The organism is Psychrobacter sp. TB55-MNA-CIBAN-0194 (assembly GCF_040309505.1).
Classification (GTDB): domain Bacteria; phylum Pseudomonadota; class Gammaproteobacteria; order Pseudomonadales; family Moraxellaceae; genus Psychrobacter; species Psychrobacter fozii.
This window is the reverse complement of record NZ_JBEOOW010000006.1, coordinates 213384-237694: the sequence shown is the minus strand read 5'-3', so window position 1 is coordinate 237694 and position 24311 is coordinate 213384. Positions and strand designations below refer to the sequence as shown.

Sequence of the window (24311 nt, the reverse complement as noted above, 5' to 3'; positions counted from 1 at the left end):
CATAGTTTTAATTATAGAAAGATGACTATGAATTAAACCTTTGCTTTACTATCAGGCCGAATCTTTCATGATTAAGAGAATATTTCTAATACTGTTAATAGTGCTATTAGCAGTGGGGTTTTTCTACTTTGACCTCAACCAACTGTTGACGCTTGAGGGCTTAAAGGGCTCGATGGCGCAGTTCAACGACTATAAAGCAGAGTCACCGTTACTTATTATCGGTGGGTTCTTTTTACTATACGTCGTTGTTACTGCCCTCTCGCTACCTGGCGCTGCTATACTGACATTGGCATCTGGTGCTTTATTTGGTCTGTTTCAGGGCTTAGTCATTGCCTCGTTTGCCTCAAGTATTGGCGCGACACTTTCGTTTTTAGCATCACGTTATTTACTACGCGATACCATCAAACAGCGCTTTCCTGAACGCCTTGCCGCTATCGATGCTGGCGTCGAAAAAGAAGGTGGCTTTTACTTATTCACATTACGTTTAGTCCCTGTATTTCCCTTCTTTTTAATCAACTTACTCATGGGTGTGACCGCCATTAAGTCATGGACCTACTACTGGGTAAGCCAAGTAGGTATGTTGGCAGGTACTTTTGTATTCGTTAATGCAGGTACGCAACTTGCGCAAATAGAAAGCTTGTCAGGTATTTTATCGCTCAATTTAATTTTATCGTTCGCTTTATTGGGCATATTCCCGCTTATTGCTAAAGGAATCTTAAACGTGTTTAAAAAACGTCGCGTCTATAAAAACTACTCAAAGCCCAAACAATTCGACCGCAACATGATTGTTATTGGTGCGGGTGCTGGCGGCTTGGTAACGAGCTATATTGCTGCTGCTGTTAAAGCAAAAGTAACGTTAATCGAAGCAGGTGAAATGGGCGGTGATTGCTTAAACTATGGTTGTGTCCCAAGTAAAGCCGTGATTAAAAGTGCAAAAATCGCAGATCAAATTCGTCATGGTGAAAACTACGGCCTTGAAAATGCGTCTCCGCAGTTCTCGTTCAAAAAAGTCATGGCACGTGTACATGATGTCGTGGCTGAGATTGCACCGCATGACAGTGTTGAGCGTTATACCGATTTGGGCGTCGATGTGGTAAAAGGCTATGCCAAACTCATCGATCCATGGACGGTAGAAATCGCCCTAAATGATGGTGGCACACAAAAACTAACTGCCCGTACTATCGTTATTGCAACTGGTGCACGCCCATTTGTACCACCATTACCTGGTATTGAAGAAACGGGCTACGTGACCAGTGATACCATATGGAACAAGTTTGCAGAACTAGACGAAGCGCCTAAAAAGCTGGTCGTACTGGGCGGTGGCCCTATCGGTAGTGAATTGGCGCAGAGTTTTGCACGCTTAGGCTCAAATGTGACTCAAATTGAGATGAGTGAGCGCATCATGATCAAAGAAGATCTTGAAGTGTCTACCTTTGCACATCAAGCGCTGGTCGAGAGCGGCGTAAACATTTTGACCTCACATCAAGCACTACGCTGCGAAGCTCGTGATGGCAAAAAGTACATTGTTGTTAAACACAATGACACTGAAATCGACATAGAGTACGATGAGCTATTATGTGCCGTTGGTCGAAGCGCTCGCCTTACTGGTTATGGCCTTGAAGATTTGGGTATCGAAACCAACCGTACCATCATCACCAACGAATACTTAGAAACGCTTTATCCTAATATTTTTGCAGCAGGCGATATCGTAGGCCCATATCAGTTTACTCATGTCGCAGCCCATCAGGGTTGGTACGCAGCAGTGAACGGCTTATTTGGTAACCTGAAAAAGTTCAAAGTAGATTACCGTGTGATTCCGTGGACCACGTTTATCGACCCAGAAGTCGCTCGTGTGGGCTTAAATGAGCAAGACGCGATAGATAAAGGTATTGAGTACGAGATTACCCGCTTTGAGTTTAAAGAGCTGGACCGTGCCATTACTGACAGCGCTGCTAAAGGATTTATCAAAGTCATTACGCCTAAAGGGAAAGATAAAATACTGGGTGTGACCATCGTATCTGAACATGCTGGCGACTTGATTGCTGAGTTTGTATTAGCGATGAAACACGGCCTAGGATTGAACAAAATACTTGGTACTATTCATAGCTACCCGACTTGGGCGGAAGGCAACAAATATGTGGCCGGTGAATGGAAACGTGACCATGCCCCTCAGCGCGTATTAAGCTGGCTAGAAAAATACCATACTTGGCGTCGAGGTTAGCCCATCAATGCACGTTCTTAAATCCTTGCCAGCACTAAAAAACGTCGTGCGCTATAGCTCTTATGCTATGGCGCTAAGCGTTTGTATCGGTATCTCTGCAAGCACTGCCTCCCCTAATATAGGCAGCAGTGATGGCAAGGATTCACCTTGGCAGCAGGTTGAATCTCAGGGTAAAAATCAAGATGTTTACTTCTACGCGTGGGGCGGCGACCCTCAAATTAATGCCTATTTACAATGGGCGGCCAAACAAGTTGATGATAAATACAACATCAACTTGGTCCATGTAAAACTCACAGATACCAGCGAAGCGGTCAGTCGAGTATTGGCAGAAAAATCAGCCAATAACAATGACCAAGGTAGCGTAGATCTGATTTGGATTAATGGCGCAAACTTTGCCACCATGAGTGAGAATTCACTATTGCTTAAACAGTGGGCAAACAAGCTGCCTAATTTTGCCCTCACTGATCCTGATAACAACCCCGCTGTTACCTTTGACTTTGGTGTACCGACCAATGGTATGGAAGCACCATGGGGACAAGCGTCACTGACTTTTTATTACGATAATCTATCCGTCAAAAAGCCACCTACTACCTTAAACGACCTAACGACTTGGACAAAACAAAACCCTGGTCGCTTTAGCTATCCAAAACCCCCTGACTTTTTAGGCATGAGCTTTTTGAAATATGCATTGGTCATGCTGCATGAGCAACACGACACCGATACTGGCGAGAATACCAGCGCTCAGCTAAACATGCCTGTCACTGAACAAAATAAAGCGATGGTCCTCGACCCATTATGGGAATTCTTGGATGACTTGCATCCGACGCTTTGGCGCAAGGGTGAGCAGTTTGTACAAACGGGTGCGCAAATGCGTCGGTTGGTCGATGATACCGAGCTCAGTTTAGCCTTTAGCTTTTCGGCCCCTGAAGTTCCAGCAGCCGTGCAACGTTATGACTTACCTGAAAGTATTCGTAGCTATGCGATGAGCGATGGTAGCTTGAGTAATACTCACTTTGTGGCCATTCCTTATAATGCCAGCCATCCACAAGCAGCACAGCTCGTCGCTAACTTTTTGATGAGTCCAGAGGCACAAGCCAAAAAGCAAACACCCTCTGTCTGGGGAGACAAAACCGTACTCGTCCAGTCTACCCTCACCTCTGAGCAGCAAGCCTTATTCAAAACCAACAAACCCCATCCCAGTGCATTGCCGTTTGATAGTATTAAACGCACAGTGAGCGAGCCACACCCAAGTTGGGTTGAAGCAATTATGGAAGGCTGGCAAGCACGCTACGGGGTTCGCCCATGAATAAAGATTTGAATGACAAGGCCGCTCAAGGCAATGTCAATAAAAATGATATAAATAAAGGCAGCGTCAATAATTGTACGGCAATTGCCACTCCTTATAAAAAAGACCTATTTACGCGCATTGCTATATCTAGTCCAAAGCTTTTATTGCTGATACTGGTGCTACCGGTACTCGGCGGACTGATTAGTGTGCTATTGCCTGCGTTTAGTTGGGTGCCCGCACTTGACCAGACCACCATCAGTCTACAAGGGTTTAAAGACCTTTGGATGACGCCAGGTCTGACCCAAATGGTGGCGCTTAGCTTGGCAACGGGACTCATCAGTACTCTGCTCGCTTTTGTTATGACACTCATGATACTGGCAGCGTTTTTCAACAGTGTTTGGCTCACGCGTATCGAGCATTTGCTAAGCCCCATTTTAGTGATTCCTCATGCCGCAGCGGCGATTGCCGTTGGCTTTCTCATTGCGCCTTCTGGTATGTTTTCACGATTAATTTCACCATGGTTAAGCGGTTGGGAAATGTCACCAGAGGGGATATTTCCTCATGACCCCTACGGCATCAGTATCATTCTGGGCTTGACGTTAAAAGAGCTGCCTTTCTTATTACTCATCGCATTAGGTGCTTTGGCACAACCAGAGCTTGGTAAAAAACTGCGCCAACAGTATAAAGTCGCGTTAAATTTGGGTTATTACCCGATTGCTGCTTTTTTTAAATCGGTATTTCCTCTGCTGTACCCATTGCTACGGTTGCCGATTTTGGCGGTGCTTGCCTATGCCAGTGCCAGCGTAGAGATGCCATTGATATTGGGCCCGAACACACCGCCCACACTTGCGGTCACTATCATGCAGTGGTTCAATGATGTGGATCTGAATTTACGTATAAAAGCATCAGCAGGGGCATTATTACAGCTGGCATTGACGGGTGGCTTGATCGCTTTATGGCTTGGCGGTGAGCAAATAGTAAAAATACTATTCTGTAGCTCACTAACCAATGGTAAACGCAATTATGGAGATGCTGTCTGTCAGAGAATCACGGCCACTATGACCACTGTGGTCATTGGCTTTATGTTCATGTCACTCATTGGCCTTGCCATGTGGTCAGTAGCTGGGTTTTGGCGTTTTCCGGACGCTTTGCCAGAACAGTTTGTATTGCTACATTTCCAAAGCGCCTTTATGCAAATAGGTACGCCACTCTTTAATACTATTGCTATCGGCCTAGTGAGCACCCTATTTGCTATTGTGCTCACATTATTATGTTTAGAAGCCGAGCAATTAAGTGCAAAGCGACTTTCAAACTTTACTAGCTTAATCATTTACTTGCCGCTGCTGGTACCTAGCATCGCTTTCTTGTTTGGCTTGGTTTGGCTACAGCAATTAATCAATAACCAAGCGGCGTTTTTTAATGTGGCATTTACGCACTTGTTATTTGTACTACCCTATGTGTTTTTATCGCTGGCGAGCAGCTATCGACGCTTAGACCCACGTTTTGCGAATGTGGCAGCAAGCTTAGGTTCGACACCCATAAAAGTATTTTTTCAGGTCAAACTACCACAACTATTTACGCCTATTTTGATTGCCGTTGCACTGGGTCTAGCGATTAGCTTCGGCCAATATTTGCCGACGTTATTGGCAGGCGGTGGACGTATTGCTACTATCACTACAGAAGCCGTGACACTCGCGAATGGGGCCAGTAGACGCACTAGTGCGGTCTATGCCATCATCCAAATGGCACTACCGCTGATTGGTTTTATACTGGCAAGTCTGCTCCCTAAATATATTTTTAGAAGTGGCAAAAACAGCACTCATTAACACGCCCTACATAAGCCAATAATGACAATACGAATAAAGGGATTTTGATGTCACCATCTTTAGAGATAAGAAACTTAGAGCTGTATCGAGAAGACACACGTCTACTAGGCATAGATGAGCAAATTTTTGGCGGTGATATACTCACTGTTATGGGGCCATCTGGTAGTGGTAAATCGAGCTTTTTGAACTGGCTAACAGGCACATTGCCCAGCGGTTTCCATGCCACGGGCGAAGCGTGGTTAAATGATGAAAACGTGTGCCAACTTCCGCCGCATTTACGCCATATTGGGGTGCTGTATCAAGACCCTTTACTATTTTCACATTTATCCGTTGCCGGAAATATCGCCTTTGCTATGCCCAAAGGTAATAAAAAACAGCGCTTAGAAAAAATCGAACAAGCACTAGAGCAAGTTGGATTGGCAGGCATGGGTAGTCGACATCCTGATAACTTATCAGGGGGTCAGCAAGCACGAATCGCCCTACTACGAACCTTGATGAGTGAGCCAAAAGCCATATTACTCGATGAGCCATTTAGTAAATTGGACACGCAGCTTAGAGTCGATACACGTCAGTTAGTATTTGAGCAAATTCGCACGTTCAAACTGCCTGCGATTATGGTGACACATGACCACAGTGATGCCGAGGCAGCAGGCGGCAAAGTCATTCATTTAACCTGATTGTCTTAGAGCATATCATCACTTTCGATGAATGATGACACGCACTAGACATCAACGCGACTTACAAAAGGCCATTCGCATGCTCGACAAATTTATCACGCCCATCATCAAGCCAATACTGACTTCTGTGGTTGTCGTACTGCACAAGCGCGGTGTCACAGCGGATCAACTTACGATGGTGGGGTTTTTGATTGGCATGCTAGCCTTACCATTACTCGCGTTTGAGTTTTGGTATGGGGCGCTTGCAGCTATCGCAGTGAATCGCGTTTTTGATGGTCTGGATGGTGCACTGGCTCGTCATGCCAACCAAAGCTCGAGCGCTGGTGGCTATTTGGACATTACCTTAGATTTTTTATTTTATGCAGCCATACCGCTTGGCTTTATTTTGGCAAATCCTGAACAAAACGCCATTGCAGGCTCGATATTATTAGCCACTTTCATTGGTACTGGCTCAAGCTTTTTGGCATTTGCCATTGCAGCAGAAAAGTTCAATCTGGACAAGCCGCAGTTTAAGTACAAGAGTTTCTACTATCTAAACGGCCTGACTGAAGGAACCGAAACCATCGCGCTGTTTGTGGCGTTTTGTCTTTGGCCGCAGCACTTCTCACTCCTTGCTGGTATCTTTGCGACTGCTTGTGCCGTCACAATATTCACCCGCATCCATGGGGGCTACCATACACTCAAACAGCTAGAGACTGACGTTCATCAAAAACCATATCCATAAAAACAGTGAAGAGTTAACCAATGACAAATGAAGTATGGTGGAGACTTGGCGTTTTTTTTAGCGTCTTAGTCATCATGATGATGCTTGAATGGCGTATGCCTGCACGTAAATCCCCAATCAAAAGTAGTAAACGCTGGTTTGCTAACTTTAGCTTGGTGGTTGCAGCTTCTATTGTCACACGGTTGGCCGTACCTATTGGTCTGACAGCTGTAGCGCTATACAACCAACAGCATGGTATCGGCTTATTTAATATCATTGAATTGCCCAGTATTGTAGTCATCATACTGAGCTTGCTATTGCTTGACATCGTTATCTATTGGCAGCATCGACTGTTTCATCGCGTCCCTATTCTATGGCGCTTACATAGAGTACATCATGCCGATGCGCACATTGATACCAGTACGGGGCTGAGATTTCATCCTATAGAAATCTTATTGAGCATTGTAGTGAAGCTTATTGCTGTCACCTTGTTGGGGGTGCCTGCAATCGCCGTGCTGATTTTTGAGATTGCCCTAAATGGACTGGCGATGTTCAATCACGCCAATATTCGCCTAGCACCTGCGATCGAAAAGCCCTTGCGCTTAATATTGATGACCCAGATTTTGCATCGTATCCACCACAGTAAACGTGTGAGCGAGACCAATTCAAACTACGGTTTTAGCGTTATTTGGTGGGACAAGCTGTTTGGCAGCTATAAGAGTGAAGCAAAGAAATCTGACAGCCAGTTAGATATTGGTCTAAAAGAGTATCCATTACCCGAGCAAAATGCATCGTTATGGAATTTGCTCATCATGCCATTCAAAGATAAACCTCCCAAAGGTAAGCCTTCTAAAAGCAAGTAAACTTATCGGTCAATCGTAAAATGACCAAACTCACCTGTGACCTTATCTAAAATTCACTTTTAGGTAGGGTAAATTTTTTAATATCTATTGTGTTTGTAAACCCTTATCTATCAAAGCCTTCACAATCATTACTTTATTAACCCGTTCTAAATGTAAACGAAATTTACAAATAACTTGAGCAATCGTTCAAATAATATTTGAACGATTGCTCAAAATGGATTATAGTGGTTGCAGTTGTTAAGCGACTCACGAAAATATCATTTATTAATATGAGTGTTCGCTCAAATAAATGTTTGTTTCTTTAGTCACTTGCACACTTACTTTACAACAATTTATTAATAATGAATAAAAGGTTTTAATATGACTGATTTTACTCTACACGACAAAGACACAGCCCCAGCAGAAAGCAAAGACTTACTTGATTCTTCTATCAAAGCATTTGGTATGGTGCCTAACCTACACGCTGTAATGGCTGAAGCACCTGGCTTGCTCGAAGGCTATCAACGTCTACATCAACTGTTTTTAGACAGCAGCTTTGATGATGAAGAAACCACTGTGGTATGGCAAACTATCAACGTTGAACATGCTTGCCATTACTGTGTACCTGCACATACTGGTATTGCTAAGAGCATGAAAGTAGATGACGCTATCACTGATGCATTACGTGATGAAACGCCACTACCAACTGAAAAATTGGAAGCATTGCGTACCTTCACACTATCTGTAGTCCGTAATCGTGGTAACGTTGATGACAGCGCTGTTCAAGCGTTTTTAGATGCAGGTTACACTAAGCGCCAAATTCTTGAAGTTATCCTTGGTGCTGCTCAAAAAGTAATGAGCAACTACACGAACCACCTAGCTAATACACCAATCGACAAACCATTCCAGAAGTTTGAATGGCACAAAGCTGACTAATACGTTTTTCAGCTAACGCTGACACAGTCCATTTGATGTTTTCATACTGTTGTTCGAAACATCTTCGGGCAGCAGTTTTTCATTTTAATTTATCGCTAATGAGAGATCCTATGGAACAGGCAAAAAAACCTTTACGAATAGACATTGTGTCAGACGTTGTGTGTCCTTGGTGCGCTATCGGCTATAGTCAACTAGCCGAGGCATTAAAACAAACCAACACGCCGCACGAGATTCACTGGCATCCATTTGAGTTAAACCCTAATACGCCGCACGAAGGACGAAACTATCGTGAGCATATTATGGAGAAGTACGGTACGACTGCTGAGGACATTAAAGAGAGCCGAGCTAGAATGACAGCAGCAGGTGCAGAAGCTGGATTTGATTTTCAGTTTACCGATGAGTTTCGTACTTACAATACTTTCAATACGCATCAGTTGCTGTATTGGGCCGATCAGCAAGGACGTATGCACGACCTAAAACAAGCATTGTTCGTCGCACACTTCGTCGATAATAAAAATGTAGCTGACAGTACCGTACTTGCAGATGTTGCAGCAGATATCGGACTAGATCGTAGCGAAGCACTAGCAGTCTTAGAAGACCAACGATTTGCGGCAGCAGTAGAAAAAGAAAAACAGCATTGGCAACAGCAAGGTATTCAAAGTGTGCCTTCTATGGTTTTCAATGAGCGCCATTTAATTAGCGGCGCACAAGGTATTGAAAATTATAAAAGCATTTTGCAGCAGTTGGCTGACATGCCAGACTAAACCATTAAGTCATGGTTTGGTCTTCAAAGCTGAGAGTTTTAGAAAAGCTAAGGGTTTTAGAGGAACGGTATAGCCCGAGACTATACCGTTCCTCTAAAACCCTTTTTTCATGATATCAATTTTTCATAATATCAATTTTTAGTGGCATTGATTTTTAGTGGCATTGATTTTTAAGGACATTGATTTTTAGTGGCAGAAAGATTAAACGGTATCAGACTCATCGATACGCAGTGCTTCTATAGAAAGTGCCATGTCTTCAGCCAATGCATGTACTGCCGCACTATCTACATCACGCTGTGCAAAAGCTCGCAGCCCCATCACTTCGGCCTGTAAACGGCGTGCTAGTCTTAGCGGATCCAGCTCGCTATCCATCTCACCCACCCGCTGCGCTTCGATAAAGTAACCGGCAAAACGTGTCTCCATACCTGCCAGCAGCATCTCTACTTTTTGTAGTGCCGCTTGCTCACGAGCACCCAGTTCTAACAAGCTTTTGACTAGCATACAGGCTCGACTCGGTAGCTCTTTGTCACGAATACCGCCCATCTGACGCAAATAAGCTGCCAACCCCAACAAGGGAGATGGCTGCTGACTCAATATACGTTCTAGCTCCGTCAGTCCAGAGCGGGCGTAATAATCTAGGGCTTCTTGGAACAAGCCATCTTTGCTACCAAACGCGGCATAAATACTGCCCGGACGCATATCGAGCGCTAATTCTATGTCTTTTAAGGAAGTCGCATGAAAACCCTTTTGCCAAAAAAGCTTTAAAGCTCGTTCTAAGGAGTCATGACGATTATAAAGTGCAGTACGTGACATATTTTTTCCATTGCAATAGCCATGGCTTCATATAAGTATGAGCACAGCAATAAATTTGAATGATTGCTCAATTTTATATCGAATGGTGACTATAGTCTAGTAAAGTTACTTTACGCAATAAAAATTAGGCTAACGATTAATCGTTAGCCTGAAAAATTCCACTTGTTTAATCAAGCAATGCTAATAAGGCAATAACACATGCTTGCTTTTCTGATAAGCAGACAAACCATCTACGCCTAGCTCACGTCCGATACCACTTTGTTTAAACCCACCCCACCCAGTTTCAGGCAGCACGATTTGTTGCTCATTAATCCAGATATGACCTGCTTGAATTTGTAATGCCATCTCCAATGCTTGAGTTTCATCAGCACTGACAATAGAAGCTGCCAAGGCAAATTTACTATCATTGGCTAAGGCGACCGCTTCTGCCTTCTCTGTAAAGGTTTTACACACCAATACTGGTCCAAATATTTCTTCTATCCATAACTGACTGGTTACTGGTACGTCTGTATAAATCGTTGGGGTTGCAAAATATCCTGACCCCTCTACTATCTCCCCACCCGTCAAACATTCAAGGTTTTCACTCACTGCAATATCAAAGTATTTTTTGACCTGATTTAACTGTTGCTCGCTAACCATTGGCCCCATTTGTGTATCCACAGCAAAGCCATCACCAATTTTTAGGCTTTCTGTCTTGACCTTCAACGTTTCAAATAATGATTGAGCAATGTCTTTATGAACGAGCAACCTTGAAGTCGCTGAACATATTTGACCGGCATTGGTAAATATACCACCGATGATTAAATCACAAGCGTAGTCGATATCTACATCAGCACATATGACAATGGCCGACTTACCACCAAGCTCTAGGCTGATATCTTTGATACCTTTTGCCGCTTGGCTCATGACCTTTTCTCCAATTACGTTGCTGCCTGTAAAAGATACTTTATCAATGAGCGGATGACTGGTCATGGCAGCGCCAACTTCAGCCGCACCTGGCAAGATGTTAACCACCCCTTTTGGCAGCTTAATAGCAGACAATATATTGCCCAGCATCAGCTCTGGCAATAGTGTCACTTCAGATGGTTTTAATAAGACGGTACAACCTGCCGCTATGGCTGGCGCTACTTTCCAAGCAGTCGTGACCATTGGAAAATTCCAAGGTACGATGAGTGCGCAAACACCAACAGGCGCATAGGTTTTTAGCAAGCGTATGCTCGACTCACTGGTAATCACCTCAGACAAAGTCGCTTGTTTTAGGATGAGATTGGCATAATAACGATAGCAGGCAATAGCATCGCTCACATCTATTTTTGCTTCTTCCGTCGGCTTACCATTATTTAATACAGACAATCCAACTAACGTATCGAACTGCTGCTCCATCGTATCTGCAATGGCATTGAGATAACCCGCGCGTTCGTCTACCGTGGTTTGTGACCAAGACGGATATGCTTGGCTAGCAGCGTTGACTGCCATATCTACATGAGCTTGGGTACACAAACGAGTGGTGGTGATGATTTCGCCAGAGTTTGAATTATACAAGGCATGGTTGTTTGTTACATCAAGGCTAATTTTATCAGAGCTGGTTTCATCAGATCTGGCTTTATTAGGGCTGGCTTGGTCAGAATCAGCCGCAGGCGCTTCAATCGTAATCCAGTCACCATTGATATAAGCGGCGTTCAATACCACCTCATCTTGAACCGTTTGTATGGCGCTTTGTCTGGTTATACCCTTAGAGTTTATGGTTTCCATCATGGTTAATTGCCTTTTATTTTTTATAAAATTGTCTGCATCTGCTGTTATATAGATATTTTTTTATTAATATAAGATTTTTATGTCTGGCGCTCGTAATATGCTTAGCAAAATAACCGGCTTATCTGACTACAGAAAAACCGATTATTTGCTTAGGCTAGATACTTTATCAATATTAGATGTGTTACTAATACAGCAGATGTGCCACAGAAGTAATCACCACCAAGCTAATAATGGTGCGAAGCATAAAGATCAAGAATAGCTCTAAGACATTCAGCTTAATGTTAGATTTTAAAATCAGCGCGCCCACTTCAGACATATAAATAATCTGCGTAATAGAACAGGCGCCAACGATAAATCGTGTCATCTCACTCTCGATACTTTTACCCACCAAGGCTGGCAAGTACATATCCGCAAAGCCCATAATCATGGCAGGTGCCGCCTTTGCTGCTTCTGGAATCTGTAACCATTCAAGCAAAGGTACTAGTGGTGTCGCTAACCAGTTAAAGACAGGCGTGTACTCTGCTAGACCAAGCCCAATCGTACCGATAGCAAAAACCACAGGAATTAGACCAAAATAGATGTCGAACAAATTGTTTACACTGCGTTTGAACACCTGACCTAATCTAGGCATAGAGTGTGCACGAGTCACCGCACGGTTCACTGCCCATTGATAAGTTGAATACTCAGCAGGGATCCCTTCATCTAGCATACTTTTGCCCGAATGATAGGTATCAGGCTTGCGTGATAGTGGCGGTATGCGCGGCATGATGATCGCAGCGATAAAGCCAGTCAAAGCAATGGTCAGATAAAAGTAGACGAAATTATTATCTACGCCGATGGTTTTTGCGACTACATAGGTAAAAGCAATAGACGTGACCGAAAAGGTCGTGGCAATGACGGCTGCTTCGCGCTGGCTATAGAAACTCTTGTCATACTCTTGCATGGTGACCAGCAAGCCAATAGAGGCTGCGCCAAACCAAGAAGACATCGCATCGACAGCAGAACGACCTGGCAGTTTGAAAAGCTTGATAAATACTTTACTGGCAAGCGTTCCCAAAAACTCCATCAAACCAAAATCTGTCAAAAACGGCAGCGATAAAATAGCAAAGAAAAATAAAGGAATCAGAATAGGAATTAAGTCTTCAAAAATGACACCACCGGTATTACGATTGATAATAAACTCGGGGCCGACTTGTAAAAAAATCATCCAAACAAACAACATGCCCAAGAAGCGAGTGGCTAACCAAAACCAATCTACATCAAAGAGCTTTTTTACCGGTGACTCTTCATGCAAAGTGGGTTTTAATATTTTGACCGCCAAAGCCCCTATGAAGGAAATCGATACGATCGCCATTGCGATATAGACCACGAATCCGCCTAACGCGGCTTGTAGCGTATCGGTCAACACACCCAATAAAATCGTGACCTTACCATCCCACTGAAACGGTATGATAAATAGCGCAATACCTAGTGCTGAAAACAATAAAAACTTCCACATAGCCGCACGCCACTGCCCTGCTTTTGGCGTTTCTGGATCGACAGTATTATTCCCTAAAATCGGCTGCTGCGACTTATCCATATAGTTTGTCATTTCACTTCTCCTTAATGGGCGATGATTGCCAGTTTTTCCATTTTGCTGTCTGACCAATACCTGGGTTAAGCGAATTGGTTGGATCTAGTTTTTTATAAAAAGAATGTAATGCAGGTTTGGCAATATATACATGGCCCACATTGTGCTCAGCAGGATACTCGATATGACGCTGATCATAAAACGCCAGTATGTCGTCCTTGAATTTTTTTGAATCTACTTCAGGATGTAGCAGGTAGTCTTGATGCATGACATGGCAGAAAAAATGCCCTAAATAAAAGGTCTTGCTTACCTGTTCTTGCAAGTGGTTAGGCAAAGACTCATCCCAATCTACGGCATTTCGTGGCAAGGCAATATCGGTAGACAACAGCTCACCAAACTCTGTGTGATTGAGATTGTGATAACGGAACATAGCGGCCGTGGCTGCACTACGAAACACCAATAATGCTTGCCCTTCTTGTTCAGTACAAAGATGCAATGCGCCCTCATGCTGCTGCATATGCAACTGTAAAAATGCTTGCGCTGCGGCAATATGTTGATGACTGGCGCTATCGTTGCCGTCATCATTACCTTTCCCATTGTCACAACCATTTGCCACTTTGATAATCAAATGATAGCGGTATGATTGCGACTGTTCAGCCAAAGGCGCTGGCAACGATGGTGGCATAAAAACGCTAGCCAGCTGTAGCACACGATCTGGCAAAGTCTGTGGCAATCGCCATTTATCCAAATAATAACCAATCTTCGTTTGTAACCGATATAACCCGCCTATCTTACTAGCAGGGAGCTTCCGCATACTTAAGCATGTATCGCGACCATAACGCATGGTGATGTCGTTATAGTCTTTGTGCATATACTCTGCCAATACAGGCAATTTCAAATCGCTTTTTAACCATTGTTGCCTGAGCGTGGTCAAGGTATCTGCGTCATTGGTCGAGATGTAGAATGTTTGCTCTTGTGTCGGTTTGGCAAAGGTCGCCACCCGCACAGCAAATATGATGACCTTGCCTGCTGAACCAGACGCTTCATACAGCCCATTGGGGTCATTGTTAAATCTAGCAGGTGTGTCCGCTTCGCAATCACGTACTTTGTGTTGATACTGATGGTTGGTACAGGCTTTTCTATTGCTTAGGCTATCTGAGTCTCTTTCGAACCTGCCAGCCTCTAGATTTTCAAGCATCTCCTCTGGATGTGTACCTAAATCAACCCCTAAATGGTTGATTAACTCAAACTGTCCTGAGGCATTGCGTCGGGCAAACAGCGACATCTCGGTATACGCAGGACCACGTTGCACCAGCATTCCACCAGAGCTGTTACAGATACCACCTATCACCGAAGCGCCAACACAGCTAGAGCCCAACACTGAATGCGGCTCACGCCCTAAAGGCGCAAGGGTAGACTCTAATTGCTGCAAGGTCGCCGCTGGCAAGGCAATGAGTTCTGTCGCCTCATTGAGCAAGTGGACACCGCTCAATGACTGCATCGAAATAACCACTAGCGGTCTATCGTACTCACCGTAAGGTGTTGAGCCACCCGTCAGGCCAGTATTGGCCGCTTGGGCGATAATAATCGTATCTGCTGCTGCACAAAGGTTAATGACACGCCATAGAGTCACTAAACTGTCTGGGGTTACGACAGCCAATACCTTATCCGTATTCGCTTCTATGGCACCTTGTATATAAGACTGCTGTTGGCTTGGCTTTGTCATTACATTGAGCGCGCCAGCAACGGTCACTAAGTCTGCTAACAAGCTCGCCTGCGATGCATTCAAACTATTAGACGAGTGGTGAGCATTTAACATTACAGACGTTGTTCCTTGAGTAACTAGCCTTTCGTACATTTAAATCATTATCGTCAACTTAAGTCATTATCGTCCGCTTAAGCCATTACCATCAACTAAAGCAGGTAAAGCTCTTCCCCATCTCAGTGACAAACGCATCGGTTTCATCAATCTCATAGATAATAGGCTGCTTACCGTTGATGTCTTGTTGCAAAGCTTCTAGCAATTGCTGTTTGTCAGTAATTCTGCGATATCCGGCACCAAATCCTGCTGCTAAAGGTTCAAAGTTCGGTGTCTTAATATTGACGCCAATCAATGGTAAACCACCCTCTTCCATATAGCGGCGAATTTCACCATAACCTTGGTTGTTCCATAGTAGGACAATCAACGGTAGCTCAAGCTCGGCGGCGCAGATCAGTTCTGCAATAGTAAACTGAATTCCACCATCACCCATTAGGCTGACCACTGGCGAGTTTGAGCCAATCATCGCGCCAATAGCAGCGGGCAAGCCATAACCTAACGTGCCAAACCCTGTCGATGAGTTAAACCACCTGCGGGTCGCCAACGCTTCAAAGCCAAGATTGCCGCTATAGACAGTTTGTGTCGAGTCACCAACAAAGATTACGTCTTTCACTTCATCGCGAATAAGTTGAAGCAGTGCATTTTGACCTGCGAATTCTGGCGTCATATCTGCTAACAATGCCTGTTTTGCCTCAGCGACTCGCACTGCTGCTTGATTATTCAATTCCTGACTTTCTAAACGTGTGCAGAGTCCGCTAACAGCCATTTGCGCATCGGACAATACCGCGATATCGGCTCTAAAAGGACGATGCAGTTGCTGAGCATCGCAATCGATACGAATCAACGTGCCATTGATTTTAAACTCCCCATTAAAGAAGACATCATAGTCCGTCTCGCCAAGCTCAGTGCCAATGGCCAATACTAAGTCAGCCTCGGTGATAACGGCTCGACCTGCCGCTAATGACTGGTTGCTGCCTAAACTCAACGGATGAGCAGGTGGTAATAGACCTTTAGCATTAATCGTCAAAAACGTTGGTGCATCGATCAGCTCTGCCAGTTTTTGTGCGGCACTATCGACATCAACGCAGCCGCCACCATAAAGTAACACTGGATTCTTTGCTGCTTTTAATGTCTCAACGATTAAATCAAGCTGCGCAGGATTGGGAAGCGGTCTCATGACTTGCGGTAACGTTAAAGCAACATGATTAGCTTGGCTAGCTTTAGAGTCGTTTATGCTAGGCGGCTTGGATACGTGACTAGCATCGGCAGTGATAACATCAATTGGCAACTGAATGTGAACTGGTCCCGGACGCGCACCATTAAATAGAGCGAAGGCTTCTGCGATGACTTTCGGTAGTGCTTCTGGTTGCCAGATGGTCTTGCTCGTGAGTGCAACTTTACTGACCATGCCCTGCTGGTCATGCAGCTCATGTAAGTGCCCTTCCTCACTACCGGTATCTTTTACTTTATTCACACTAGATATCACTAGCATCGGTATAGAGTCAGCGAGTGCCTGTGCCATTGCCGTCATGATATTGGTCATACCAGGGCCAGTAATAATGAAACAAACCCCAATCTTTCCAGAAGCACGGTAGTAGCCATCCGCCATAAACCCAGCGCCTTGCTCATGACGCGGTGTCACGTGACGAATATCAGTATTAGGCAGGCCGCGATACAGCTCTACTGTGTGCACGCCTGGGATGCCAAATACAGTCTCTACTCCATAATATTCTAGCCATTGTACTAGCAGCTCGCCGCAGGTTAGAGATGGGACTGTAGATACGTCAGAAGGCATTTGTGTCAATTGGGTCATGAGTTTTTCATCCTGAAAAATATAATAAGTATTAAAGTTAAGATTTTTATATTGGTTAGCTGTTTTTTTAAATATGTCTTAAATGCTATCAATCACAAACCATGGTGACGTAACCAATCATCAATCATGATATTTAAACGTTTGCCTGAGAAGCTAGGGAAATGACCACCGTGGACAACTCGTACAGGCAATGCATTTAAGCGGCGCATACTCTTGGCATAATCAGACATATTACTGTGCCATGTATCTTCGATTAATGGACCGTCATAGATAAGATCACCAGAAATCAAAGTTTCGCTAGCAGCTTCCCACAAGGCGATACCACCTGGGGAGTGGCCAGGCGTATGAATTACTTCAAATTGACGATTGCCCAAGTCAATCACATCCCCATCCTCAAGTTGCATAATTTTCGCTGGGGCAGCGATTTTATAGCCACAATGAGCATAAGGCTCAGGAGGTAGCGCATCAAACATCTCATCATTGACAAACATATCAGCCAAGGTGCGAGCGTTGTCTGGCTCAGCGAGAATGTGGGCTTCAGCAGAATGTACATGACAGCATTCAAACTCATTTGCCGCGCCAATATGGTCAAAATGCGTATGACTGGCAACACCAACAATATCGCGATCAGCGAGCAAAGCAACGTGGCGGCGCAATGGTACAGCACCTAAGCCAAAATCTACTAATAAATCTCGCTGACTGCCTCGCACGTGCCACAGATTACAGCGAAAAAACGGCTTGATCCACGGCTCATCGATGAGCGTAATACCATCACTGAGGGTGGTTGTTCGATACCAGTTTTCTGGTTTGATACGTGGTAATGATTGCTCACTCATGAGTCCGCTCCATTAACGACATGAGTATCTTTAAGAACACGCAGGTCCTTAAGATAGTTTTGGTGCGTGCGACTCTCATCGATGCAGGCGAGATCGACATCTACTATCATGGTGCCAGCTGCTAAACCAAGTCTACCGAGCACCTCACCATCAGGACCAGCGACGATGCTATTGCCACAGTAATGAAGCGTTTCTTCTACACCTGAGCGGTTGATACAAGCAACAAAGCACTGATTGTCCATTGCCCGAGCTCGGATTTGTAGCACCTGACGCTCTGCATTTGGCAACATATTTGCCGTAGGTGACAATATGATTTGCGCCCCTGCTTGCGCCAGCTCTCTTGCTACTTCTGGAAACTCATTGTCATAGCAAATCATCAATCCTAATTTACCAAATCGAGTATCCACCACACAAGATTGCTTGCCTGCAACAAAAAACTCGTTTTCGCGATCCCATAAATGCCGCTTATGATAAGTCGCAAGGTGCTGACCGTTGTCATCTAACAATACGGCAGCATTACTAAACTCACCATTAGCACCCTGCTCAGCCAAACCAAACAGCAAATGCACGTTGTATTTATCAGCAAGCTTGGCAGCTTCGGTGACGATTGGGCCGCCGATCGCTTCAGCGAGATCATCAAGGCGCTCAAAGATGTTGTAGCCTGTGAATGCCAGCTCTGGCAGAGCCAATAAATCCACTTTAGCTTCTGCTGCTAGGCGACAGAATGACTCCAATGCTTCTAAATTAACAGTAGGCTCAGCCCATAAAGGGTCCATTTGAGCAATCATCAATCTCATAACGACGGCTCCTTTTGAGCAGAGGTGATAGCACTATTAGGACGAGTGAATAAAGTAGCACCTAACCAGTAGAGTCCACCAGTGATGATAAAGACGGGTAACGAGGCCCCAAAAGATGGCGGTGCTATCAAGGTCCAGTAAGCGGCAAGCGCTGCACCCATTATGTAAGCCACGATAGCAATTTTTGCAGTAGGACGGCCCAATTGCTTAGTAGAATTAAGCAGCTTTTCCGTATAGCCTTCTTGACCAACTAGATAGTAATCAACAATCATGACTGAGAATGCTGGGATGAACAATGCACCGACGATTAACAAGAAGTTTTGGAATTGATCTAAAATACCGGGAATTAGTGCACCAAAAATAGTGACTAAACCGATGATAAGTGCAGGTTTCCAAAAGCTCATATTAGGCGCTATGTTCATGCATGATAGTGTTGCGCTATACACGGCCATCACATTGGTTGTCATGACTGAGAAGAAAATAACCAATGCTGCTGGTAGACCAAAACCAAACTCAGCGAGCAAGCGTGTCGGATCGTAAGTCTGCTCCATGCCGTTTAGGATAGAGAGCCCTGAGATTGTCGCACCCAAGCCCATAGCAACGATGGCCGCTATGATATAACCAAAGTAAGTACCCCAGACTGCAATTTTAGATGTCTTACAATTGCGATTGTAGTCAGCTGCCGAAGACATCCAAGAAAATGCAGTGGCGATGACAATATCAAAAGCGATACCTAACGTAATACCATTACGCGACTCAACGGGCATCTCAAATAGTGTAGAAACGTCATAGTGCTGATTTAACTGATATAGCACCACAACGGTAAGACCTGCCATTGCTAGTGCTGCCCAGCGTTCAACAAGCTCGATACCAAGATGACCACGTAATACAATCAACACCACGACTGTCTCGCACAGAATGACAAATAGCGGCAGATTACTATAGCCTGTTGTGGCTTCAACGGCATAGTTCAGGCTCATACCGGCGAGCAAAGCCTGAATACAGCTCCACGCGATGAGCACGCCCATGTTGACCAGTGAAATCAACTGACTACCCAGTGGCCCATAAGCTCTACGCGTTAGCGCCATCGATGGCAGACCGGTACGCTGACCCATCAGACCAACTAGGAGTAAAGGAATGGCACCGATTAATGATCCAATGAGTACTGTCGTTATAGCAGTGGTAAACCGTAAATCAGGTACTAACAACATTCCAGTTAAAATAGTCGTGACCACTATATTTGCACCGAACCACAGCGCAAACGTACCAATCGAACCTAAACTGTGTCCAGCCTCATTTGGAGAGAGTGTATCTTGACCAAAAAATGAAGAAGGTTTACTCATGAGCGTCTTCCTTAACCGAGTTGTATTAATACCAGCAAGCCAATTGCACTGGTGACGATGCAGCTATCCGGTCATATACCATATTTGGATAGCTACCCTATGCTCCCAATTTAACCAATAAGAGAGAGCTACTACCCCATCCCTTTGTGGTTATCATTGCGAGATACTCCTATTAGCAAACAACTTAGACCTTATCGTCGTAACGCACACCCGGTAGAATACATAGCATCTCAAACAATAAGTTTGCAGCCAGTACAGAGGTGTTACCAAATGGATCATAAGGTGGTGATACTTCGACCAAATCACCGCCAACTACGTCTAGACCGCGCATACCACGAATGATTTCGATACCTTGAGTTGATGTCAAACCACCGATTTCCGCAGTACCAGTACCAGGTGCAAATGCAGGGTCAATACCATCAATATCAAAGCTTAGATAAACAGGACCATCGCCTAGCTTTTCGCGTACTTCTGCCATCAATGGAGCCAATGACTTGTACCAGCACTCCTCAGCAGGCACAACGCGAAAGCCCTGCTCGGTCGACCAGTCAAACTCTTCAGCACTATAACCTGTACCGCGCAGACCAATCTGAACCACACGGTTGCCATCGATTAGGTTTTCTTCGACAGCACGTCGAAACGGTGTGCCGTGGGCGATTTTTTCGCCAAACATATCATCATTGATATCCGCATGAGCATCGATATGCACCATACCAACAGGGCCATGTTTTTTGGCAAGTGCGCGTAGGATAGGAAGTGCGATGGTATGATCGCCACCCAACGTCAGTGGAATCGCGCCGTGTTTAACGATTTTATCGGTATAGAATTTTTCGATGATATCGACGCTTTTTAGGAGGTTAAAAGTATTGATGGGTACATCACCAATATCAGCGACTTGTAATGACTCAAAAGGAGCAGCGCGAGTGGCTACGTTGTAAGGACGAATCATGCGTGACTCATCACGAATCTGTCTTGGGCCTAGTCTCGCACCGCTACGGTTCGATGCACCGATATCCAAAGGCACGCCAACGAACGCCACATCTAGCCCTTCGGCATCGGCTTGAGTTGGCAGGCGCATCATAGTGGCGAAACCGCCAAATCTTGGCATCTCGTTACCGCTTAGTGGCTGATTGAAGCTCATAAATTACGTCCTTATTATCTGTTAATTAAAATACACAATTTGCTACATACCCTTGACAATACCTAAATATAAGATGGCAAACCATGGTAAAATTCAGAAGTAAACTTCTAAATTTTCGTAGTAAAACAGACTTATACGTTATTAGCAGAAGTTTGTTGAAGAGAGTATTTATCGGAGGATGGTTCTTGATATTAGATGAGTTGATAAAAATAGACGTAAAAACCCTACGTAGCTTTATGGCCATCGTAGACTGTCAGGGGGTAACGGCAGCTCAGACGCGCCTAAATGTCACCCCTTCGGTGATTAGCGGTCATTTAACACATCTAGAAGACCGTCTAGGTATGACATTATGCCATCGTGGTCGTGCAGGGTTTAAGCTGACAGAGGATGGCGCGGCGGTTTATGAGGCTTGTGTCGCCTTTACGGAATCAGTCGCCAACTTTCAACATCAGCTGCATTATATTCAGCAGCTAGACTCCGTTCATGGCGGGCACATTAGACTGTGCCTAACTGATCAAATGCCCAAGTTTTTTTATGACGTACTCAGACAACGGCTGGCTAACAGCTACCGTAATAACCCATTGATACACTTTTCTATCGACGTGCAAAGCCCTGAAAGCATGTTGGAGAAACTGCTCAGTAACGAAAGCGATATTGGGGTTGGTTATTTTGGTAGCTTTCCACCATTACTGACATTCAAGCCGGCATTTGTAGAGAGACAGGTCGTATGCTGCGGACGCGAGCACCGGTTATTTTATAATTCAGAAGGTTTGACATTAGAGGACTTAGAACAAAACCATCCGTGGATAAAAAGAGGCTATATTACTGATGTCAGCATCCATCATGTACGCCCCAAAACATTAAGCGCCACGACATATCATATGGAGGCTACTGCCCAGCTGATTCTGGCCGGTCACCATGTTGGCTACTTGCCGCGTGACCTAGCCATGCGCTACGAAAGAGAAGGTTTGATGAAAATATTACTGCGAGAAGAAGCCAGTTATGCCGTCGAGCACCATTGGGCATATCGGCAGAACCAGCACAAACATATTGCTGACTTTTTGAATAAAATGATGAATTTATTATAAAAAATCACTGCACACAACTAAACTGCTGTTGGTAGCTCTCGATGTTTTAAGCCAATGGTTCTCAGCCTGCCTTTGTCATCGACTTCTTTGATGACCAGTGACCACTCGTCGCTTATGACGACAGTGTCACCAGAGACTGGTGCAGTATCCAAACGTTGCTTAACATACTCAGCGACTGTCTGGTCCCACATGCTTTTTGAGCCATCTTTAGGTTTTGGTTTTAGGTTGTCCACTAGAGATTCGGACGTCATCGCGCCAGTAAAAAATGGCAAATCGCCGAGCTTGACACTGGGTGATAGCAGCCAATCTCCATAAAAGTCATCAATCGCTTTATGATTCAAAGTCGTGTCATTAAAGATTTTGGCAATCTTGCTGGCGTGATTGCCTCGCATTGCATACCAAACGCTATCACCAAATTTGAGCTTCGTCTCTTCATCCGTAACGACAATCTGCTGTCCACGTACCAGTGCAAAAATACGAATCTCATCAGGGTTGACACGCTTAGAGATCTCCAAGGGATGTCGACCGATAGCAAAAGCACCGGATTGAACTTCGAACTCATACAGAGTAATACTGGCTTTATCAGACACCCAAACTTCGTGTTCTTCTTTTGGGTCTTTGTTCGTTGGAATACGCACTTTAAACAAATTCGCCATGATAGGAATGGTTGTTCCTTGCAAAATCAAAGACACAACGACCACGCCAAAAGCAATATCGAACAGCATAAAGGCATTGTCTATGCCTGCCATCACCGGTAAGAGAGCCAATGTAATAGGTACCGCACCACGCAGTCCAACCCAAGAAATAAAGCCAATTTCTCTGTCTTTAAATTTAAATGGTTTTACGCTGGTATATACGGCAATAGGACGAGCAACGAAGATCATAAAGGCCGCTATCGCTACTGAATAGTGCCAGACATTGAGAACATTCGATGGCGTGACCAATAGTCCTAATACAACAAAAAGCACCGCTTGTGATAACCATGCAAAGCTATCCATGACTCGCATCACATGCTCAGTCGAGCGCACTTTGTGATTGCCAATCATGACACCCGTGAGATACACCGCCAAAAACCCACTACCGCCCAACATATTGGTAGCCGCAAAAACGGCCAAGCCAGCAGACAGAATCAAAATAGCATACATACCCTCTGCCAAATGCACCTTGGGCAATAGCCGCGATAACAAATAACCAAAGAGCAAACCCATGCCTAAACCAACGCCCAACTGCTGCAACAGCAAACCTAAAAATCCAAGTACGCTCTGACCATCCGGATCCACATTTAGGGCAATCAAACCAGTGACCAATAAAATAGCCAATGGATCGTTGCCACCGGACTCCAGCTCAAGCGTGGCTTGGACACGATCGTTAAGCTTGACACCGCCATTACGTAATAGAGAAAATACTGCTGCCGCATCGGTCGAACCAACGATTGCCGCCATCAATAGACCAAAGCGCCAATCGACATCGAGCAACCAAGTGACGAATACCCCGAGCACCATGACCGTGGCTAGCACGCCCCATGTGGCTAGCGTAATCGCGGGCTTGAGTCCGACTCGGAATGACTTAAAAGAAGTACGTAGACCACCATCTAGCAAGATACAAGCTAAAGCTGCCTGCCCGACGAAATTGGCCAACGCGTATTGAGAAAACTCAATCCCTAAGATACCTTGTTCGCCAGCCAACATGCCTACTATCAAAAACAATAGTAACAAGGGAACACCCAAGCGTGCTGACAATGTACTGGCCATAATACTGGCGAAAATTAACAATGCTCCTACGAGGTATAGGATATTTAAGGTATCCATCTTTTTTTAAGCCCTATTTTTATCAATGGTGATGAATTAAGTTGGTGCGAAAATATTACAATTTAAAAGAGAGTCAAGGTAACCGAGTGTAGCTGTAACTGTGATACTTCAAGCGAGGTTGACGCTATAACTCTTTTATATAGGATTAACTGTACTAAAAATATCATTAAGAATAACATCTACTATCATGTCTATAAAAACTATCTATAAATATTTTTACTAGCATTTTCTTTCACTTTGATCATGATTATATAAGTGAGTGTGATGACAC

Annotated in this window: 19 protein-coding genes; 9 read left to right on the top strand and 10 right to left on the bottom strand. The window is 44.6% G+C overall.

Going from position 1 to position 24311, the window contains the following annotated elements:
* Positions 1-67 precede the first annotated feature (67 nt).
* The 8 genes from AAEY75_RS09380 to AAEY75_RS09345 all read left to right on the top strand — a co-directional run bounded on the left by AAEY75_RS09380 (position 68) and on the right by AAEY75_RS09345 (position 9257).
* A complete protein-coding gene (locus tag AAEY75_RS09380) occupies positions 68-2221 on the top strand; it encodes a dihydrolipoyl dehydrogenase family protein (RefSeq protein WP_352259445.1) in 2154 nt (717 codons plus the stop codon).
* Positions 2222-2228: 7 nt separating this feature from the next.
* Positions 2229-3527, top strand: coding sequence for an ABC transporter substrate-binding protein (locus AAEY75_RS09375; RefSeq protein ID WP_352259444.1), 1299 nt, complete (start codon positions 2229-2231; stop codon positions 3525-3527).
* The gene (locus tag AAEY75_RS09370) at positions 3524-5335 is read left to right on the top strand and encodes an ABC transporter permease (RefSeq protein WP_352259443.1); all 1812 of its coding nucleotides are present in this window, start codon (positions 3524-3526) and stop codon (positions 5333-5335) included. The genes AAEY75_RS09375 and AAEY75_RS09370 overlap by 4 nt, the downstream gene beginning before the upstream one ends.
* A gap of 47 nt (positions 5336-5382) precedes the next feature.
* Positions 5383-6012, top strand: a complete 630-nt coding sequence (locus tag AAEY75_RS09365; protein WP_110922831.1) for an ATP-binding cassette domain-containing protein — start codon at positions 5383-5385, stop codon at positions 6010-6012.
* Positions 6013-6091: 79 nt separating this feature from the next.
* On the top strand, positions 6092-6736 hold the full coding sequence (locus AAEY75_RS09360) for a CDP-alcohol phosphatidyltransferase family protein (RefSeq protein WP_352259442.1): 645 nt from the start codon (positions 6092-6094) through the stop codon (positions 6734-6736).
* Between the two features lie 20 nt (positions 6737-6756).
* Positions 6757-7578: a sterol desaturase family protein gene (locus AAEY75_RS09355; RefSeq protein ID WP_352259441.1), complete on the top strand. Its 822-nt coding sequence runs from the start codon at positions 6757-6759 to the stop codon at positions 7576-7578.
* A gap of 360 nt (positions 7579-7938) precedes the next feature.
* A complete protein-coding gene (locus AAEY75_RS09350; RefSeq protein ID WP_194196790.1) occupies positions 7939-8493 on the top strand; it encodes a carboxymuconolactone decarboxylase family protein in 555 nt (184 codons plus the stop codon).
* 110 nt (positions 8494-8603) lie between these two features.
* Entirely contained in the window at positions 8604-9257 is a 654-nt protein-coding gene (locus AAEY75_RS09345) for a DsbA family oxidoreductase (RefSeq protein WP_352259440.1), read from the top strand.
* A gap of 201 nt (positions 9258-9458) precedes the next feature.
* Here AAEY75_RS09345 and AAEY75_RS09340 read toward each other — a convergent pair whose 3' ends face one another.
* The 9 genes from AAEY75_RS09340 to speB all read right to left on the bottom strand — a co-directional run bounded on the left by AAEY75_RS09340 (position 9459) and on the right by speB (position 21144).
* Positions 9459-10070, bottom strand: a complete 612-nt coding sequence (locus AAEY75_RS09340; RefSeq protein WP_352259439.1) for a TetR/AcrR family transcriptional regulator — start codon at positions 10068-10070, stop codon at positions 9459-9461.
* A gap of 180 nt (positions 10071-10250) precedes the next feature.
* On the bottom strand, positions 10251-11825 hold the full coding sequence (locus tag AAEY75_RS09335; RefSeq protein WP_352259438.1) for an aldehyde dehydrogenase family protein: 1575 nt from the start codon (positions 11823-11825) through the stop codon (positions 10251-10253).
* A 184-nt stretch (positions 11826-12009) separates the two neighbouring features.
* A complete protein-coding gene (locus tag AAEY75_RS09330; protein WP_352259437.1) occupies positions 12010-13416 on the bottom strand; it encodes a YjiH family protein in 1407 nt (468 codons plus the stop codon).
* A gap of 1 nt (position 13417) precedes the next feature.
* Complete coding sequence (gene dld / locus AAEY75_RS09325; protein WP_352259436.1) at positions 13418-15214, bottom strand: D-lactate dehydrogenase; 1797 nt, start codon at positions 15212-15214, stop codon at positions 13418-13420.
* Between the two features lie 91 nt (positions 15215-15305).
* A complete protein-coding gene (locus AAEY75_RS09320; RefSeq protein WP_352259435.1) occupies positions 15306-17027 on the bottom strand; it encodes a 5-guanidino-2-oxopentanoate decarboxylase in 1722 nt (573 codons plus the stop codon).
* Positions 17028-17119: 92 nt separating this feature from the next.
* Positions 17120-17863, bottom strand: a complete 744-nt coding sequence (locus AAEY75_RS09315; RefSeq protein ID WP_352259434.1) for an MBL fold metallo-hydrolase — start codon at positions 17861-17863, stop codon at positions 17120-17122.
* Entirely contained in the window at positions 17860-18660 is an 801-nt protein-coding gene (locus AAEY75_RS09310) for a carbon-nitrogen hydrolase family protein (protein ID WP_352259433.1), read from the bottom strand. The genes AAEY75_RS09315 and AAEY75_RS09310 overlap by 4 nt, the downstream gene beginning before the upstream one ends.
* The gene (locus tag AAEY75_RS09305) at positions 18657-20003 is read right to left on the bottom strand and encodes a purine-cytosine permease family protein (RefSeq protein ID WP_197135248.1); all 1347 of its coding nucleotides are present in this window, start codon (positions 20001-20003) and stop codon (positions 18657-18659) included. Before AAEY75_RS09305 ends, AAEY75_RS09310 begins: the two co-directional genes overlap by 4 nt.
* 184 nt (positions 20004-20187) lie before the next feature.
* The gene (gene speB / locus AAEY75_RS09300; protein WP_197217766.1) at positions 20188-21144 is read right to left on the bottom strand and encodes an agmatinase; all 957 of its coding nucleotides are present in this window, start codon (positions 21142-21144) and stop codon (positions 20188-20190) included.
* A 185-nt stretch (positions 21145-21329) separates the two neighbouring features.
* Here speB and AAEY75_RS09295 point away from each other — a divergent pair, with 185 nt between their 5' ends.
* Positions 21330-22232 (top strand): LysR family transcriptional regulator, encoded by a 903-nt coding sequence (locus AAEY75_RS09295; RefSeq protein ID WP_352259432.1) that lies wholly within the window; start codon positions 21330-21332, stop codon positions 22230-22232.
* A gap of 17 nt (positions 22233-22249) precedes the next feature.
* On the opposite strand, the gene AAEY75_RS09290 is transcribed toward AAEY75_RS09295, so the two are convergent.
* A complete protein-coding gene (locus AAEY75_RS09290; RefSeq protein ID WP_197217764.1) occupies positions 22250-24040 on the bottom strand; it encodes a potassium/proton antiporter in 1791 nt (596 codons plus the stop codon).
* Between the last annotated feature and the right edge of the window lie 271 nt (positions 24041-24311).